We start from the raw sequence: 15,083 nt of genomic DNA on the forward strand, positions 1-15,083 counted from the left end.
AATGATGTTAATCTTCTTCGATTACAAGATTGTCGATAATAAACTCTTGTCTTTCGGGTGTATTCTTGCCCATATAGAAGTTGAGCATGTTGCTTACCGAGTCTTCTTTTTTCATTGATACACGGTCGAGGCGAATATCTTTTCCTATGAAATGAACGAATTCATCGGGAGATATTTCCCCTAATCCTTTAAATCGTGTTATCTCCGGATTCGAACCCAGTTTTTTGATTGCATTCAGTCGCTCTTCTTCTGTATAGCAATAGATTGTCTCTTTCTTGTTACGTACACGGAAGAGTGGTGTTTGAAGAATATATACATGGTTTTTCTTTATTAGATCGGGGAAGAACTGTAAGAAAAATGTGAGTAACAACAAGCGTATATGCATCCCGTCGGTGTCGGCATCGGTTGCAATAATTATTTTGTTGTAGCGTAATCCATCCAATCCGTCTTCGATATTCAAAGCAGCCTGTAGAAGGTTGAACTCTTCATTTTCGTAGACGATCTTCTTTGTTAGCCCAAAGCTGTTTAGTGGTTTACCTCGCAGGCTGAATACAGCTTGCAGATTAGGATTGCGGCTTTTTGTAATCGATCCACTCGCAGAGTCTCCCTCGGTGATAAATATGCTTGTTTCTTCCAGATTGTCTCCTTTGGCATCACTGTAATGTATACGGCAGTCACGTAACTTCTTATTGTGCAGGTTTGCTTTTTTTGCACGTTCGCGAGCCAGTTTTGTTACGCCGGCAATAGCTTTACGCTCTTTTTCCGATTCCAGAATTTTTTTCAATAAAGCTTCTGAAGTATCCGCATGCTTGTGCAAATAGTTATCCAGTTCTTTCTTTAAGAAATCACCGATAAATTTCTGGACAGAAGGACCTCCGGGCCCCATATCTTTAGATCCGAGCTTAGTCTTTGTTTGCGACTCAAAAACCGGTTCTTCTACTTTTACACTAATTGCCGCAACTATTCCGCTACGGATATCGGCATAATCGAAATTCTTGTTATAGAATTCTTTTATCACACGAGAAAGTGATTCGCGAAAAGCCGACTGGTGTGTTCCCCCTTGTGTTGTATGCTGTCCATTCACAAATGAGTAATATTCTTCTCCATACTGATCTGTATGTGTGATCACGACCTCTATATCTGCCTCCTTCATGTGGATGATAGGGTATAAAGGCTCGGAAGTCATATACTCATTAAGCAAATCTACAAGACCATTTTTGGAGTGGAATTTCTTTCCGTTATATGTTATTGTTAACCCTGTATTGAGGAATACATAGTTTTTAAGAAGGCTTTCTACATAGTCATCCCTAAAGGCGTATCCTGTGAAAATTGTAGGATCCGGAATAAATTCGATAAGAGTACCATTCTCATCATTTGTAGGGTGTATTGCTTCTTCCTTTTCTACAATAGCTCTACAGTATTCAACAGAAGTTGTTTGACCATCACGATAACTTTGGATAAGGAAAAAAGAAGACAATGCATTTACGGCCTTTATACCAACGCCATTCAATCCGACAGACTTCTTAAAAGCTTTAGAATCGTATTTAGCACCGGTATTCATTCTCGAAGAAACGTCTTTTACTTTTCCCAATGGCACACCACGTCCGTGGTCGCGTACTTTGACAACACCGTCGGTGATAGAAACATCGATGTTTTTGCCAAATCCCATCATATATTCGTCAATGGAGTTATCCAGCACCTCTTTGAGAAGTACATATATACCATCATCGGCAGATGAACCATCACCTAACTTTCCTATATACATACCCGGACGACGGCGGATATGTTCCTGCCAGTCGAGGGTTTTTATATCATCGTCAGAATAATTTATTTCGGGTAGTACAATCTTTTCTTCTTCCATATAATCTTTTGGTACTCTTTAAGTAAATGCGGTGTAAAAATATAAAAAAAAATTGGGAACAAAAAGTCTTAAATTTCCCCATTTCATCTTATTTTTTATTTAATAAGTATTTAGTCTGTGTATTATTTGTTAAGCTTCATCTTTTATTATTTTAGGTTATCATTCACTCTCTTCAACATATTTTTTGTTATATGCCATTAGTGAATTGATATAATCACTATTGAAAGAAATGATACGAACATTGGCTTTGCGAAAAGCGTAATATAAAGACCTGTCCCATTCTCCTTTAGGCGTAAGCGGTGTAAGGAATATGGATTTCTTGGTCGAGTCTAATATTTTACCTATCCAGCATTGGTTCTCATCCCTGTTGTCTATCTGAAAAACAATATGTTTGTCTTCAATCCATTTGAAAAGAGAGTCTATCGATAAGTGAGGTATATCTATGTATGGTACAATGTCGGTTTTATCAGAGGCTTTCAGTACTTTTTCGGTAAACATCTCTTTTTCGGTTCTGTATATAGATTTTATATACTTTTTATTAATGAGCATATAACCATCCACAATATAATCAGAAAAAATACTGCTGATCAGTATCCAATCTTCTCCTTCAACCAGGAGAATGCCCGATTCTAATCGTTTTCTGTCTTTTATCTTAAATGAATAGAAAACACCCTTGTTTATATGTATTTGCATAAGAGCCATTTTATTGCTTGAAGATACGGCATTTTTTATGATTCCTGATTATATTTATCTAAATTAGATAAAGGTTGTTACCCCCTTCGTTAGTGTGGTAAAATTGATCTGTAATTACCCAAAGTGACACGGTAGAAACTGTGTAATATGTGTTACTTTTGTTACCTTTTGTCGTATCTTTGTAAGAGCTAATATAATATTGAACAAATACAGGAGATTATGAAAAAAGTAGCTATACTGGGTGTTGATATCCAAAATGATTTTACCTTACCAACAGGAGAACTGTTTGTGAAAGGTGCGGATGCCGACGTGAAACGTATGGCTGATTTTATATTAAAGAATCAGGAGCAAATCTCTTATATAGCACTTACATTGGATTCTCATCAGCCGATTCATATTGCGCATCAATGTTATTGGAAAGGAGAGCTTGGAAATCGTCCGGCTCTGTTCTCTTCGATAACCGCTTCTGATGTCAGGAAAGGAGTTTGGATTCCTCAATTTAATAAAGAAAAGGCGCTTCCTTATCTTGAGCAACTGGAGGCTAAAGGAGGTGTTTGCACCATATGGCCTATGCATTGTATATTGGGTACAGAGGGATGGGCAATCAATAAGGTATTGACAGATAGTCTGACCCAGTGGGCTATTGATAATGCACATTCGTATGAGTTGTTCTATAAAGGATATTCACAATCAACAGAGCATTATAGTATTTTTAGAGCTGCAGTAGAGTGGGAGAATGAGGTGGGAACCCACTTGAATAGAACCCTGTTATCGGTACTGAATGCTTTCGATGAAGTGTTGTTGATGGGTGAAGCGGCAGACTATTGTGTTGCAAGCTCTTTGAATGATATTCTCGATGAAAACGATGAGTTGGCAAAGAAAGTTACTGTTCTCACAGATTGCATGTCTTGGATAAATCCGGGTAATGAGAATGCCAAGGCTATTTTTGATAAAGCAAAAAAGCAAGGGGTAAGATTTATATTATCAACAGAATATGTTTTTGAGTGATGCTTTAGCTTGGTTTTAGTCTTTTTCTGAAGTTTGTTTGTCAATAAAAATCTTTTTGGCCACTTTTCCTACTACTCTTGTTGTTATCGCATCGTATGAACCGCCTACTACGCCTCCCAATACCGGTACGGCTTTACCTAAGGAGGTAACACTCTTTTCCCCTGTTTTGCTTGCTATGCTGGTACTCACTTTTTCTGCTATTTTGGCTGTGAGCCTTTCTCCGGCTTTTACGCTCACATCTTTCAGTAATTCTTTGGCTCCGTTGCCTACCATACATATATAAATCAGCGACTTTACCCTGTCTTCGCGAATATCGTGTCCTCCCATGTATGCTATGGCTGCAATCATTCGTATCTGAACATAAATTACGCTGGCTATATTAGCCGGCACCGTCAGCGGCATTATCATAACTCCTCCCAGCCCTGTCACAAAACCGCTTGTTGCAGCTTTGGCTACTTGCCATTTAATCAGGGAGTCTACCTGGGCTTCGAGTGACCCTTGTTGTGCGAGGTAGCTATTGCCCAAATCGTACGCAGAGTCTACTCCGGTAAATCCGCTTACGGCTTTAGAGTATGCCCAGTCTAGTGTTTTTGCTATTATGCCTTTGTTGACTTGTGTATTTTGTCGCTTTGCCATTCTTGTTGTGATTTACGCTGCAAGATAAAAATAAAAAGAATAAAGCGTCTCATTTTCTGGAAATGAAACGCTTTATAATAAATGAAATCAATTAATTCTTTTTCAATAACTGATCTAAATCGTTGGGCGAAAGATTCATTGCCATAATTACTCCGTTTTCATCGATTAAGTAATTCTTAAATCCTTTCCTCAATTGGTAATGATCGTATAAGCTTGAATAAGCATCGTTTTTTGCTATAAACTGATACTTCGCATCTATGCGATCCATAGTCAGCGTTCTTTCAAATACAGATTCATTCTTGTCGAAAGATACTGACACCATTCTCACAGGATACTTTTTGTTCTCTATTACATTTGCAAAAAGTACATTGTCCTTGTGTGAAGGGGCGTCATAAGCAGCCCAGAAATTCACCAATATTTTTTGACCTTTCAGATCAGACAGGTTCATTTTTGTCCCTGATTTGTTTTCTAAATTCTTGATATCAGGGAACAGGTTTCCCGGATAAATACCTTCCGAAGAAAGCCCAGAAGTTCTTGTTGTATTCGATGATAAGCCGATTAAAGCAATACCTACAAACAAGAAATACTTCGCATACTTCATAAAATAATTATTTGGTTACCACTAAAGCCTTATCCCAATGCCTCACAGAAATAGAATATGGCTCTCCCAATTTTTGGGATACAAAACAAATTATACTACGCTTAGCATATCCTTGTTTTGATTTTCGGCTGCAAAGGTAAAGTCTTTTTGTTAAATACAGAAATATATTAACTGGAATTTGATGTTTTATAATGTTAATCTATTTATAATCAGATACTTGCCTGTTTGTTTGTATAGGGGGGTAGTTGTTTTAAGCTATCGCTTTGAATTAAAATTGACTATTGTGTATTTTTTTGATAAAAATAGAGCTTGATTGTAAATATATGTGTAAATCTGAAATGAAGGCTCAAAAATTTTTGTACTTTTGCATCTTGGTTACGGCTAATATTTATAAATAAGGTACTAATATGAAAGTTCAAAAATTTGGAAGTGCATCTATAGCTACTGTTGACAAAATAAAAGAAGTGGCTGATATTGTAGTGAAGGATAATGGCAATATTGTTGTGTTATCTTCTATGCGTGGCACGGCCGAAGCTTTGACTGAGATATCCGATTACCTATATAAAAAGAACCAAGAAGGAGCAATAGAAATAATAAATGGGCTCGAAAAGCAATATGTAGAACTGGTTGATTCTCTTTTCGATAACGAAGAGTCTAAAAAACTGGCGCATGAGCTTTTGACTTCCAAGTTTGATTATATCCGTACATTTACCAAAGACTTGTTCACACTCTTCGAAGAGCGTGTGGTGTTGGCTCAAGGTGAATTGATAAGCTCCGAACTATTCCATCTGTATCTGTTAGATAAGAAGGTAAATGCTGTATTGATCCCTGCGCTAGAGTTTATGCGCACAGATAAAAACTCAACTCCCGATCCTGTATATATTAAAGAGAAACTATCGGCATTGCTTGAAGAGTCTAAAGGTGCTGATTTGTATATCACACAAGGCTATATTTGTAAAAATGCTTATGGCGAAATAGACGACTTGCGTAAGGGTGGAAGTGATTTCAGTGCATCATTGATAGGTGTAGCTGCAAATGCCAAAGAGATAGAAATCTGGGCGGATGTAGACACTATGCAAAACAATGACCCGCGTTATGTAAAAACAACAACGCCTATCCGCCAGCTGAATTTTGATGAGGCGGCAGAACTTGCATACTTTGGGACTAAGATACTTCATCCATCAAGTATTCTCCCTGCTAAACTTGCTGATATTCCTGTTCGCTTAAAGAATACGCAATATCCTGATGCGGCAGGTACGCTTATATCTAACAAGACAGAGGCAAATGTGATAAAGGCGGTAGGTGCAAGAGATAATATTACTGCGATAAAGATAAAGTCGGGGAAGATGTTGCTTGCCCACGGATTTTTGCGTAAAATAGCAGAAGTTTTCGAAAATTATCAGACATCACTCGATATGTTAGCAACCTCGGAGGTAGGAGTATCATTGACAATCGATGACGACCGTAACCTTCAGGCCATTGTAGATGATCTGAAAAAATATGGAACTGTATCAGTAGATCCTGATATGGTAATTGTATCGGTAATTGGAGACCTGGAGTCGCAAGACTCGGGTATATCGGTAGATATTATGGGAGCCATGAAAGAAATTCCGGTGAGAATGTTGTCTTACGGAGGTAGCAGATATAATTTTTCGTTCCTTATATATAAAAAAGATAAAGAGAGAACACTTCAAATATTAAATGATAAATTGTTTAATTAATTTTTCTAATTTCAAATGACAAAAGGAAATTTTCCTGTTGATAAACTGAAAGGTATAGAGACACCTTTTTACTATTACGATACAGACTTGTTGAAAAGAACACTGAAAATCGTAAAAGAAGAAACTAAAAAATATGGATTTATTCAACACTATGCCATAAAAGCAAACGCTAATCGCAGGATATTGGAATTGATCGCCTCAGAAGGCTTTGGTGCCGATTGCGTAAGCGGAAATGAAGTGAAGGCAGCAATAACAGCAGGGTTTCCTGCGTCGAAGATTGTTTTTGCCGGTGTTGGGAAAACCGATAAAGAAATAAATTTGGCCTTAGACCTCAATATCTTCTGCTTTAATGTAGAGTCGATGCCTGAGCTCGTTGTTTTAAATGAGTTGGCAGCCAAGAAAGGTAAAACAGCGCAAGTAGCTCTTCGTATCAATCCGAATGTAGATGCGCACACTCACGAATATATCACTACAGGGCTAAATGAAAATAAGTTTGGATTCAGTATGGCTCACCTTGATAATGCAATCGAGGTCCTTAAGTCATTGAAGAATCTTAAACTTATTGGAATTCACTTTCATATAGGTTCACAAATCGAAGATGTGCATACATTCGACCCTTTGTGTGAGCGTATAAACGAACTACAGGACTTGTTTGAAGCTAAAGGAATGAAGCTTGAAAATATAAATGTCGGCGGTGGTTTTGGTATCGATTATGAAGATCCGGACGCAAATCCGATTTCTGATTTTCAACGCTACTTTGAGCTATTCCATAAAGGACTAAAGTTGAGAGACGGCCAAGTTGTTCACTTCGAATTGGGAAGAGCCATTGTTGCTCAGTGCGGTTCGTTGGTGACCAAAGTTACTTATGTAAAACACGGCGAAAGCAAAACTTTTGTTATCGTAGATGCAGGTATGACAGACCTTATACGTCCGGCTCTTTATCAGGCGTACCATAAGGTGGAAAATATATCTTCCGACTTACCCATACAGAAGTATGACGTTGTAGGACCTATTTGCGAATCATCGGATGTGTTTGTAAAAGACTACGAACTGAACGAGTCTAAAAGAGGAGATTTATTGGTGTTACGTTCTGCCGGAGCATACGGTGAAATAATGGCATCTCAATACAATTGCAGAGATATCCCTAAATCTTATTTCTCTGATAAAATTTAATAATGTACGTTATCATATAATGTTTCAAGGGTCGTACTACGGTATGACTCTTGTATCGTTTAAAGGCCTTTCATAATACACACTATAGGAATGACTGAAATACTATCATCTTTCGAATTTAATCTGACTGAGATTGTTGGGTTCTCTGTCTTTGTTCTTTTATTTATAATACAGTTGCTTTATTACTTCCTGTATTATAGAAAGCCATATAGACGGGCTACAAAAGAGACAGAGGATACAGGTAAAGCAACTCAGCCTATGCAGAAAGTGTCGGTGATTATTGTCTCTGAGAATGAGGTAGATAGTTTGTCGGAAAACTTACCTGTTATATTAGAGCAAGAATTTTTTGATTATGAGGTGATTGTGGTCAATAACGGGTCTACCGATGAAAGTGATGTTTTGTTAAGATCATTAGAGCTGCGTTATCCTAATTTATACCATACCTATCTTCCTTATTCGAATGATAAAAAGATGGATAGGCGTAAATTGGCTTTGACGATAGGTGTTAAAGCCGCAACGGGAGATATTCTGCTTTTTACCGAGCCCTATTGTAAGCCTGTATCCAAGAACTGGATTTCTTCGATGGTGAATGAATTGTCTTCCGATAAAGATGTTGTGTTGGGGTATTCGTGCTTCAAAGAGAACAAGAAGTTCTTCAATCGCTTAGCTCGATTCGATAACTTACTATTTAGTATGCAGTGTATATGTTCTGTATTCAATAAAAAACCATATATAGGCAATTATCGCAATCTTCTTTTTCGTAAGCATTTATTCTTTGATCATAAAGGATATGCTTCACTATTGAACATAGAGAGTGGGGAAGACCTCTTTATAAGCCGGATTATGGATGAGTCAAATACATCTGTTTCTCTAGTGCAAGATAGCTTTATGGAAACAGATATAGAAGGCTTATCTCTGTGGAGACAAATAAAAAGATCGTTTTGCTCTATACGTCCATATCTGAATAAGCGAGTGACGGCATTGTTTTCGCTTGAAGCAATTACCCGTAGTGCTTTTTATTTATTGTTTATTGCCTTAGTGGTATATAGTATATTTTTCAGCCAGTGGGCTTTGCTCGGACTTTCTGTTTTCTTGTTCTTGCTAAGATTAACGACTCAACTGATCATCCTGAACAAATCTTCTCAATACTTTTTCTCGGGAAAATTCTATTTTTCTCTTCCGCTTCTGGATATTATTCAGCCTTTGTATAATATGCGCTTCAGAGGGCGACGATTCAAATAGTATCGTAAAGATGTTAATTTGATATTTTTTCTTTCAGTCTGGAGAAAGGCTTGTTTATCTTTTCTTCCCATATAAGCCAGAGGATAAATATAACACCATCATAATATATCCATGTGAATATATCGCGGTGGAATACATTGAACCAGTCTTTGTAGAACTGGTAATAATTTTCTCTCGTGTTACTCCATGTACGGTTATTGTACCATTCGTTTACTGATATGAACCATTCGGGAAATGGATCTTTTATAATATAGAAGATAAAAATAAGGCGAAGGATATTTACAATCAACAGAATAAGCAATGCCATGGGCAAATACCACAATTTCTTCTTTATCGGTCCAAAGTAAAATGTGAGAATAAATGTGAACATGAATAGTTGTTTCAGGCCTGTACAGCCCCAAACTATATCGATGGGTATAGAGCCTTCAAACTGAAGTACAGTTCCATTGATGAAAAAATTATGATTGCCTAAAACATCATGAATCAACCAGAAAATTGTTTCGGCAGTCCATAAGCAAAAACCTTCGGTGTATCGAGTGAGGTCTTTACCCAATACCAATAGTATTTTTTCATCATCTCCTATATGGACAAAAAGCTTCCATATGAATTCGAATATCAGGAAAAGTGCCAAGAACCAGATGATGTCCTTAAACGGTTCTAGTTTTTGATAATACTTATTGTTTATGAAGTTTTTATCTCGTATTCTCATTATTTTTCAAGTCACTCACAAAGGTATCAAAATAAGGATAATTAACCTTTTTAAGGCAAAAAAAATATGACATTTTGTTTAAAAACTCGCTTAACTAAGTTTTTTTAATTTACTTTGCACAAATTTGATTAAGATCTGAAGAGACTTTGTTACTGGATTATAGAATTATGGCATATACTATATTTATATTTTAACTTTCATAGTATATTTTCTTTCGAACCATAAAAAATCCAAGATAATTTATCCTCTATAAATAATAAAGTGTTCGTTTTTTTGTTATAGAATGGTGAATTATAGTTTGACAAGAACAGATGTAATTTTCATCGGGATATAATACCCCGATAGAGTAAAGATAAATTGTATATTATATTTTATAATGTTGAAGAGAAAAGTACTTCTTTTATTTGCCGTTTCGGCTATTATGGTATGCTTAATAGAGGCACAAACAAATTCCCCTTACAGTAGGTATGGTTATGGAGTTCTGAGAGATCAGTATGTAGGTGCGTCTAAGGCGATGGGAGGCATCGGATATGGTTTGCGTAATAGCCAAAGTGCAAACCCTCTCAATCCGGCTTCGTATTCGAGAGTAGACTCTCTTACATTTTTATTTGATATGGGAGTGTCATTTAATAAGGGTAAGCTTAGTGACGGTACAAATTCAGATTCTCATTACAGCGGAGGATTGGATTATATCACAATCTTAGTACCACTCAAAAAGGGACTTGGTATGAGTTTTGGAGTTATTCCTTTTTCTTCTGTAGGATATAAATTCGGATCAACAGAGACTGCAAGCGGTGGTACTACTGTAACTTATACAAAATCGTTCACCGGATCGGGCGGCCTAAGCCAGGTTTATGGAGGACTAGGTTACTCTACTCCATTGAAAGGGTTCTCTGTAGGAGCAAATGCGTCTTTTCTTTTTGGTACGATGAATCATACAAGAAGTCTTCCTTCTGTAGGCTCTAGTGGTACAAATAGTTATACTTCTACCGATTATACCGAACTGTCTATGAAGTCTGCTAAATTTGATATTGGTGTTCAATATGAATTCCCTGTTTCGAAGAAAGATGTCTTTACAGTCGGTGCTGTATATTCTCCTAAGATAAACTCAAAAGCAGATTATACAAATTATCATTATGAACTGAATGTAGCAGGAGGTATTGCCAGCGGTGACACCATTACTCAGAATGGAATCAGTGCAGGTCTTCCTGAAACATATGGAGCCGGATTTACATGGAAACGTAACGAAAGGCTTGTTGTAGGAGCTGATATTACCTACCAGAAATGGGATGGAGTGAAATACTCTTCACTCATGGGAGATGAACTGTCCGACAGTGAACGTTTCAATAATAGATGGAGGTACAATGTAGGTGCCGAATATATGATTGATCCGTATGACAGAAGTTTCTTCAAAAAAATAAAATTCAGAGGAGGGCTTAACTATAGTAATTCTTATTTGAATGTAACCGAAGCCTCTACGAAAAAGGTAGAAGGATATAAAGAATATGGTGCAACCCTTGGATTTGGTTTCCCGATAAGGGATAATCTAGGAGGAAGGGTTTCATATATTAATTTAAACTTCGAATATAAGAAGATTAAGCCACAGATTAAAACCATGATTGCCGAAGAATATTTTGGAGTTTCTCTAAATGTGAATATTAATGAGTTCTGGTTCTTCCGTAAGAAAATTGACTAACAAAATATAACTCTATATTCAGCCTCAATAATACATTGGGGCTACTTGTTTTTAAAATGCAACAGTTAAAGACACGACAGAATCTATCGGTTGTAACAGTATTTTTATCTGTTATGGCTTTCTTTTTTATATCCTGTAAAGAAGAAGTAAAGAGTACTGTCGACCTCCATTATGATGCTGATAAGGTTCCCTCTTTGAATACGGATAGTGTAACCATGTTAATATCCGATTCGGGGCTCATACGATATAAAGTGATTGCTAAAACATGGGAAATATTCGATAGGGCAAAAGATCCTCACTGGTTTTTCCCTCATGGTTTTTATTTCGAGCAATTGGATACAGTCTTTAATGTTGTCGCTACAGTAAAATCAGATTCGGCTTGGAATTATACTAGCCGGAAAATCTGGAGATGGAAAGGGAATGTGGTAATTCGTAATAGACTTAACGAAACTTTTAAGAGCGAAGAATTATTTTGGGATCAGCGTCAGCAGAAAGTGTATTCAAAGAAATATGTAGAAGTTTTTAGACCTGATAAAATGACTTTGCACGGTATGGGTGGGTTTGAGGCAAATCAACAAATGACAGAATATCGATTCTGGAATGTGAAAGACTCGCCAATAACATACAATGAAGATCAAGAAGCGAATGCAGATGATCAAAACAATGAGGAAAAGAAAGAATAGTTATTCAATTATGAATGAAATTCAATCTCAATTTATTATCTTCGTGCGCAAAAAGTTATAAATTGTAAATAAAATAACTAATAATATAAAATAATAATTTATTTAAATGGCTGCTTTACAGAAAATTAGAAGCAAATCGAGTCTCTTGATCGGAGTTATCGCTCTCGGACTATTGGCATTCGTCCTCCCTTGGAGCGAAATATCTTCTTTTATAAACAAAAGTAAGGATAAAGCATTCACTGTAGACGGTGAAGTTGTTACAACTAAGCAGTATGCAGATAGGATTGCGCAGTGGGAACATTTTCAGAAAATAATGTCTGGACAGAACTCATTGGACGAAAATGCTACTTTGCAAATTCGCGAAATGGTTTACCAACAAATGGTGAAAGAGATTATTCTCGACAAGCAGGCTGCTCAACTTGGCTTAAATGTGACCAAAGAAGAATTGAATGATATGGTTACAGGGCCTAACGTAGCTCCGATACTACATCAGATACCATTCTTCGTTAATCCTCAAACAGGTCAATTCGAAAGAGCGGCTTTAAATCAGTTCATACAAACTATCTCTCAGGATGATACTAATTTACCTGAGAATCAAAGAGCTGAAATTCAGGCAAGGAGAGAAATCTGGACATTTATCCAGAATATGATGAAATATCAACGTCTCGAAGAAAAATATTCAGCTATAGTTGCAGGTATTGTGATTCCTACAGCCACAGAAGCTAAATCGGCTTTTGATGATTCTAAGACACAAGCCAGCATCTCGTATGTTGTACAAAAATATACTTCTATCGCAGACTCTTTAGTTGCTAAGGATGTAACAGATAAGGATATTAAAGCGTTATACGATCAACGTAAAAACAACTTTAAGCTTGAATCTGAATTACGTAAGATTTCTTACTTTGTAAAAGATGTTGTTCCGAGTGATGAAGATTATGCTGCTGTAGAAAAAGAAATCAATGCTATTCATGATAAATTTGTAGCAACAGATAATCCTGGACTACTTGTTAATGAATATTCAAACAATCAGTATGTAGATGCATTTATCTCGGTAAATACTTTACCTGCAGATATGAAAGAATTTGCTCAAACAGCTACAATTGGTCAAGTAAACGGACCTGAACGCAACGAGCAATCATATATAATGTATAAGTTGGTTGACAGAACTTCTGCTGCCGACTCTGTAAAACTACAGATGATTCCATTACCTCAGGGCTTGGATCAGGCTACTGCAACTCATATTTCAGATAGTTTGCTAAATGTAATTAAAGGAGGTAAAGATTTTTCTGCTCTAGCAAATGAGTTGATGCCGGGATCAAATGGCGGTAATATTGGCTGGGCTACAGAAATGGCTTTGGCTAGTGCCGGTGGAGATTTGATCAAAAAATGCTTCGGAGCAGCTAAAGGCGATGTTTTCAATGTGTCAATAAATGGTCAGACACAAATCGTACGTGTTGAAGATAAAACCAATCCTGTTGCAAAAGTTAAGATTGCACTTATACAAATGCCGGTGATTGTTAGTGATAAGACTCAAAACTCGGTAGATAACGAGTTGAACCAATTTGTTGCTGAAAATGGAAATGTTCAGAATTTCGATAATGCTGCATTAACTAAAGGATATAATATTATATCAAATGCAGTTGTTTCTCCGTCTGATATGTTATTGGGGCAGGTCGCAGGTTCTCGTCAAGTTATATCTTGGGCTTTCAATAATAAAGTTGGGTCTGTGAAGAAATTTGATAATCTTACAAACAAGAGAATCATTGCTGTAGTTAAGAATGAAATAAGCGGTGATTATATGCCAGTATCAGAAGTTTCAGCAATGTTGAAAGCTGAATTGATTAATGATAAAAAGGCAGAAAAAATAATTGCTGATCTGAAAGCTAAAAACTTGACTTCACTAGATGGATATGCTCAAGCTATAGCAGGTAGAGTTGATACTGTAAACTTTGTTACTTTCCAAACGAATAATATATCGGGTGTTGGTTATGAGCCGTTGTTGAACGTATATGCAAAACATGGGCAAGTAAACAAGCTGGAAGCTCCTAAGAAAGGTAAATCGGGAGTGTACGTTATAGATGTAACAAGTAAGACTGAAAATACAGCAACATTCGACCCGGCACAGTCAAAACAAATGATACGTCAAAGCAACATGTATCAGTTGATGTCTCAGGCAATGTTGGTTCTGAAAGAAAAAATGAATGTAAAAGACAACAGGGTTGCATTCTGGTAATTATTAAAACTTAAATTATAAAAAATCCCTTATAGTTATAACTATAGGGGATTTTGTGTTTTTATCTAATTATTATATGACAAAGAAAGAACGATACGAGCGTGTGATAGACTGGTTTGATAAAAATATGCCGGTTGTGGATACCGAACTCCACTATGATAGCCCATTTCATCTTTTGATTGCAGTTATTCTATCTGCTCAATGCACCGACAAGAGAGTTAATATGGTCACTCCTGCGCTTTTTAAAGCATTCCCAACCCCCGAGGTTTTAGCTGTATCTTCTCCGGATGATGTTTATGAATATATCAAAAGCATTTCATACCCCAATAACAAGGCGAAGAATCTTGTTGGGATGGCAAAGAAGGTTATGGCTGATTTTAACGGCCAAATTCCCGATACTTTGGAGGAGTTGGAGTCAATACCCGGGGTTGGGCGCAAAACTGCCAATGTAATGCTTATAGTCGCTTTTAATAAGCCGGCTATGCCTGTTGATACGCATGTGTTCAGAGTCTCTAATAGGATAGGATTGACTGATAATTCAAAAAATCCGGCTCAAACAGAACGGGAGTTGATAAAATATATCCCTTCTCGATATTTATCGAAAGCACATCATTGGTTGATATTACATGGCAGATATGTATGCTTGGCTCGCAAGCCAAAATGTGAAGAATGTGGATTGACGCCATTTTGCAAATACTTCTCGAAAAAACAATAATCAATTAAGTAGTTTTGTTTAAGGTGATTGTATATTTCGGTTAAAATATTTTGAAAAAAAGGCATTAAAATATTTGGAGATGTATAAATAAAATGCATATCTTTGCACCCGC

13 protein-coding genes are annotated in these 15,083 nt (G+C 36.7%); 8 read left to right on the forward strand and 5 right to left on the reverse strand.

Annotation, left to right across the window (positions count from 1 at the left end; translation table 11 throughout):
• Window positions 1-7: 7 nt before the first annotated feature.
• Window positions 8-1,861, reverse strand: a complete 1,854-nt coding sequence (locus tag E4T88_RS09850; RefSeq protein WP_135105259.1) for a DNA topoisomerase IV subunit B — start codon at window positions 1,859-1,861, stop codon at window positions 8-10.
• Between the two features lie 159 nt (window positions 1,862-2,020).
• Window positions 2,021-2,554 carry a hypothetical protein gene (locus tag E4T88_RS09855; protein WP_228093849.1) on the reverse strand — a complete coding sequence of 178 codons (534 nt, stop codon included), beginning with the start codon at window positions 2,552-2,554 and terminating at the stop codon, window positions 2,021-2,023.
• Between the two features lie 219 nt (window positions 2,555-2,773).
• Here E4T88_RS09855 and E4T88_RS09860 point away from each other — a divergent pair, with 219 nt between their 5' ends.
• Window positions 2,774-3,562: a cysteine hydrolase family protein gene (locus E4T88_RS09860; protein WP_135105261.1), complete on the forward strand. Its 789-nt coding sequence runs from the start codon at window positions 2,774-2,776 to the stop codon at window positions 3,560-3,562.
• 15 nt (window positions 3,563-3,577) lie between these two features.
• Here E4T88_RS09860 and E4T88_RS09865 read toward each other — a convergent pair whose 3' ends face one another.
• Window positions 3,578-4,198 carry an EcsC family protein gene (locus tag E4T88_RS09865; RefSeq protein WP_135105262.1) on the reverse strand — a complete coding sequence of 207 codons (621 nt, stop codon included), beginning with the start codon at window positions 4,196-4,198 and terminating at the stop codon, window positions 3,578-3,580.
• 91 nt (window positions 4,199-4,289) lie between these two features.
• The gene (locus tag E4T88_RS09870; RefSeq protein ID WP_006842786.1) at window positions 4,290-4,799 is read right to left on the reverse strand and encodes a peroxiredoxin family protein; all 510 of its coding nucleotides are present in this window, start codon (window positions 4,797-4,799) and stop codon (window positions 4,290-4,292) included.
• Between the two features lie 407 nt (window positions 4,800-5,206).
• Here E4T88_RS09870 and E4T88_RS09875 point away from each other — a divergent pair, with 407 nt between their 5' ends.
• From E4T88_RS09875 to E4T88_RS09885, 3 genes are all read left to right on the forward strand, one after another.
• Window positions 5,207-6,520, forward strand: a complete 1,314-nt coding sequence (locus E4T88_RS09875) for an aspartate kinase (protein ID WP_135105263.1) — start codon at window positions 5,207-5,209, stop codon at window positions 6,518-6,520.
• A gap of 15 nt (window positions 6,521-6,535) precedes the next feature.
• Window positions 6,536-7,693, forward strand: coding sequence for a diaminopimelate decarboxylase (lysA, locus tag E4T88_RS09880; protein WP_135105264.1), 1,158 nt, complete (start codon window positions 6,536-6,538; stop codon window positions 7,691-7,693).
• 90 nt (window positions 7,694-7,783) lie between these two features.
• The gene (locus tag E4T88_RS09885; RefSeq protein ID WP_135105265.1) at window positions 7,784-8,935 is read left to right on the forward strand and encodes a glycosyltransferase family 2 protein; all 1,152 of its coding nucleotides are present in this window, start codon (window positions 7,784-7,786) and stop codon (window positions 8,933-8,935) included.
• 13 nt (window positions 8,936-8,948) lie between these two features.
• Here the strand turns inward: E4T88_RS09885 and E4T88_RS09890 are convergent, their stop codons facing one another.
• Entirely contained in the window at window positions 8,949-9,644 is a 696-nt protein-coding gene (locus E4T88_RS09890) for an archaeosortase/exosortase family protein (RefSeq protein ID WP_135105266.1), read from the reverse strand.
• 376 nt (window positions 9,645-10,020) lie between these two features.
• On the opposite strand from E4T88_RS09890, the gene bamG reads away from it, so the two are divergent.
• The 4 genes from bamG to nth all read left to right on the forward strand — a co-directional run bounded on the left by bamG (window position 10,021) and on the right by nth (window position 14,971).
• The gene (gene bamG, locus E4T88_RS09895; RefSeq protein ID WP_135105267.1) at window positions 10,021-11,340 is read left to right on the forward strand and encodes a BamG family beta-barrel-assembly machinery protein; all 1,320 of its coding nucleotides are present in this window, start codon (window positions 10,021-10,023) and stop codon (window positions 11,338-11,340) included.
• Between the two features lie 56 nt (window positions 11,341-11,396).
• Window positions 11,397-12,023 carry an LPS export ABC transporter periplasmic protein LptC gene (lptC, locus tag E4T88_RS09900; protein ID WP_228093850.1) on the forward strand — a complete coding sequence of 209 codons (627 nt, stop codon included), beginning with the start codon at window positions 11,397-11,399 and terminating at the stop codon, window positions 12,021-12,023.
• A gap of 106 nt (window positions 12,024-12,129) precedes the next feature.
• The gene (locus E4T88_RS09905) at window positions 12,130-14,256 is read left to right on the forward strand and encodes a peptidylprolyl isomerase (RefSeq protein WP_135105269.1); all 2,127 of its coding nucleotides are present in this window, start codon (window positions 12,130-12,132) and stop codon (window positions 14,254-14,256) included.
• Between the two features lie 76 nt (window positions 14,257-14,332).
• Window positions 14,333-14,971, forward strand: a complete 639-nt coding sequence (nth, locus tag E4T88_RS09910; RefSeq protein ID WP_135105270.1) for an endonuclease III — start codon at window positions 14,333-14,335, stop codon at window positions 14,969-14,971.
• Window positions 14,972-15,083 lie beyond the last annotated feature (112 nt).

It is taken from the genome of Dysgonomonas mossii (genome assembly GCF_004569505.1).
In the GTDB taxonomy this organism is placed as follows: domain Bacteria; phylum Bacteroidota; class Bacteroidia; order Bacteroidales; family Dysgonomonadaceae; genus Dysgonomonas.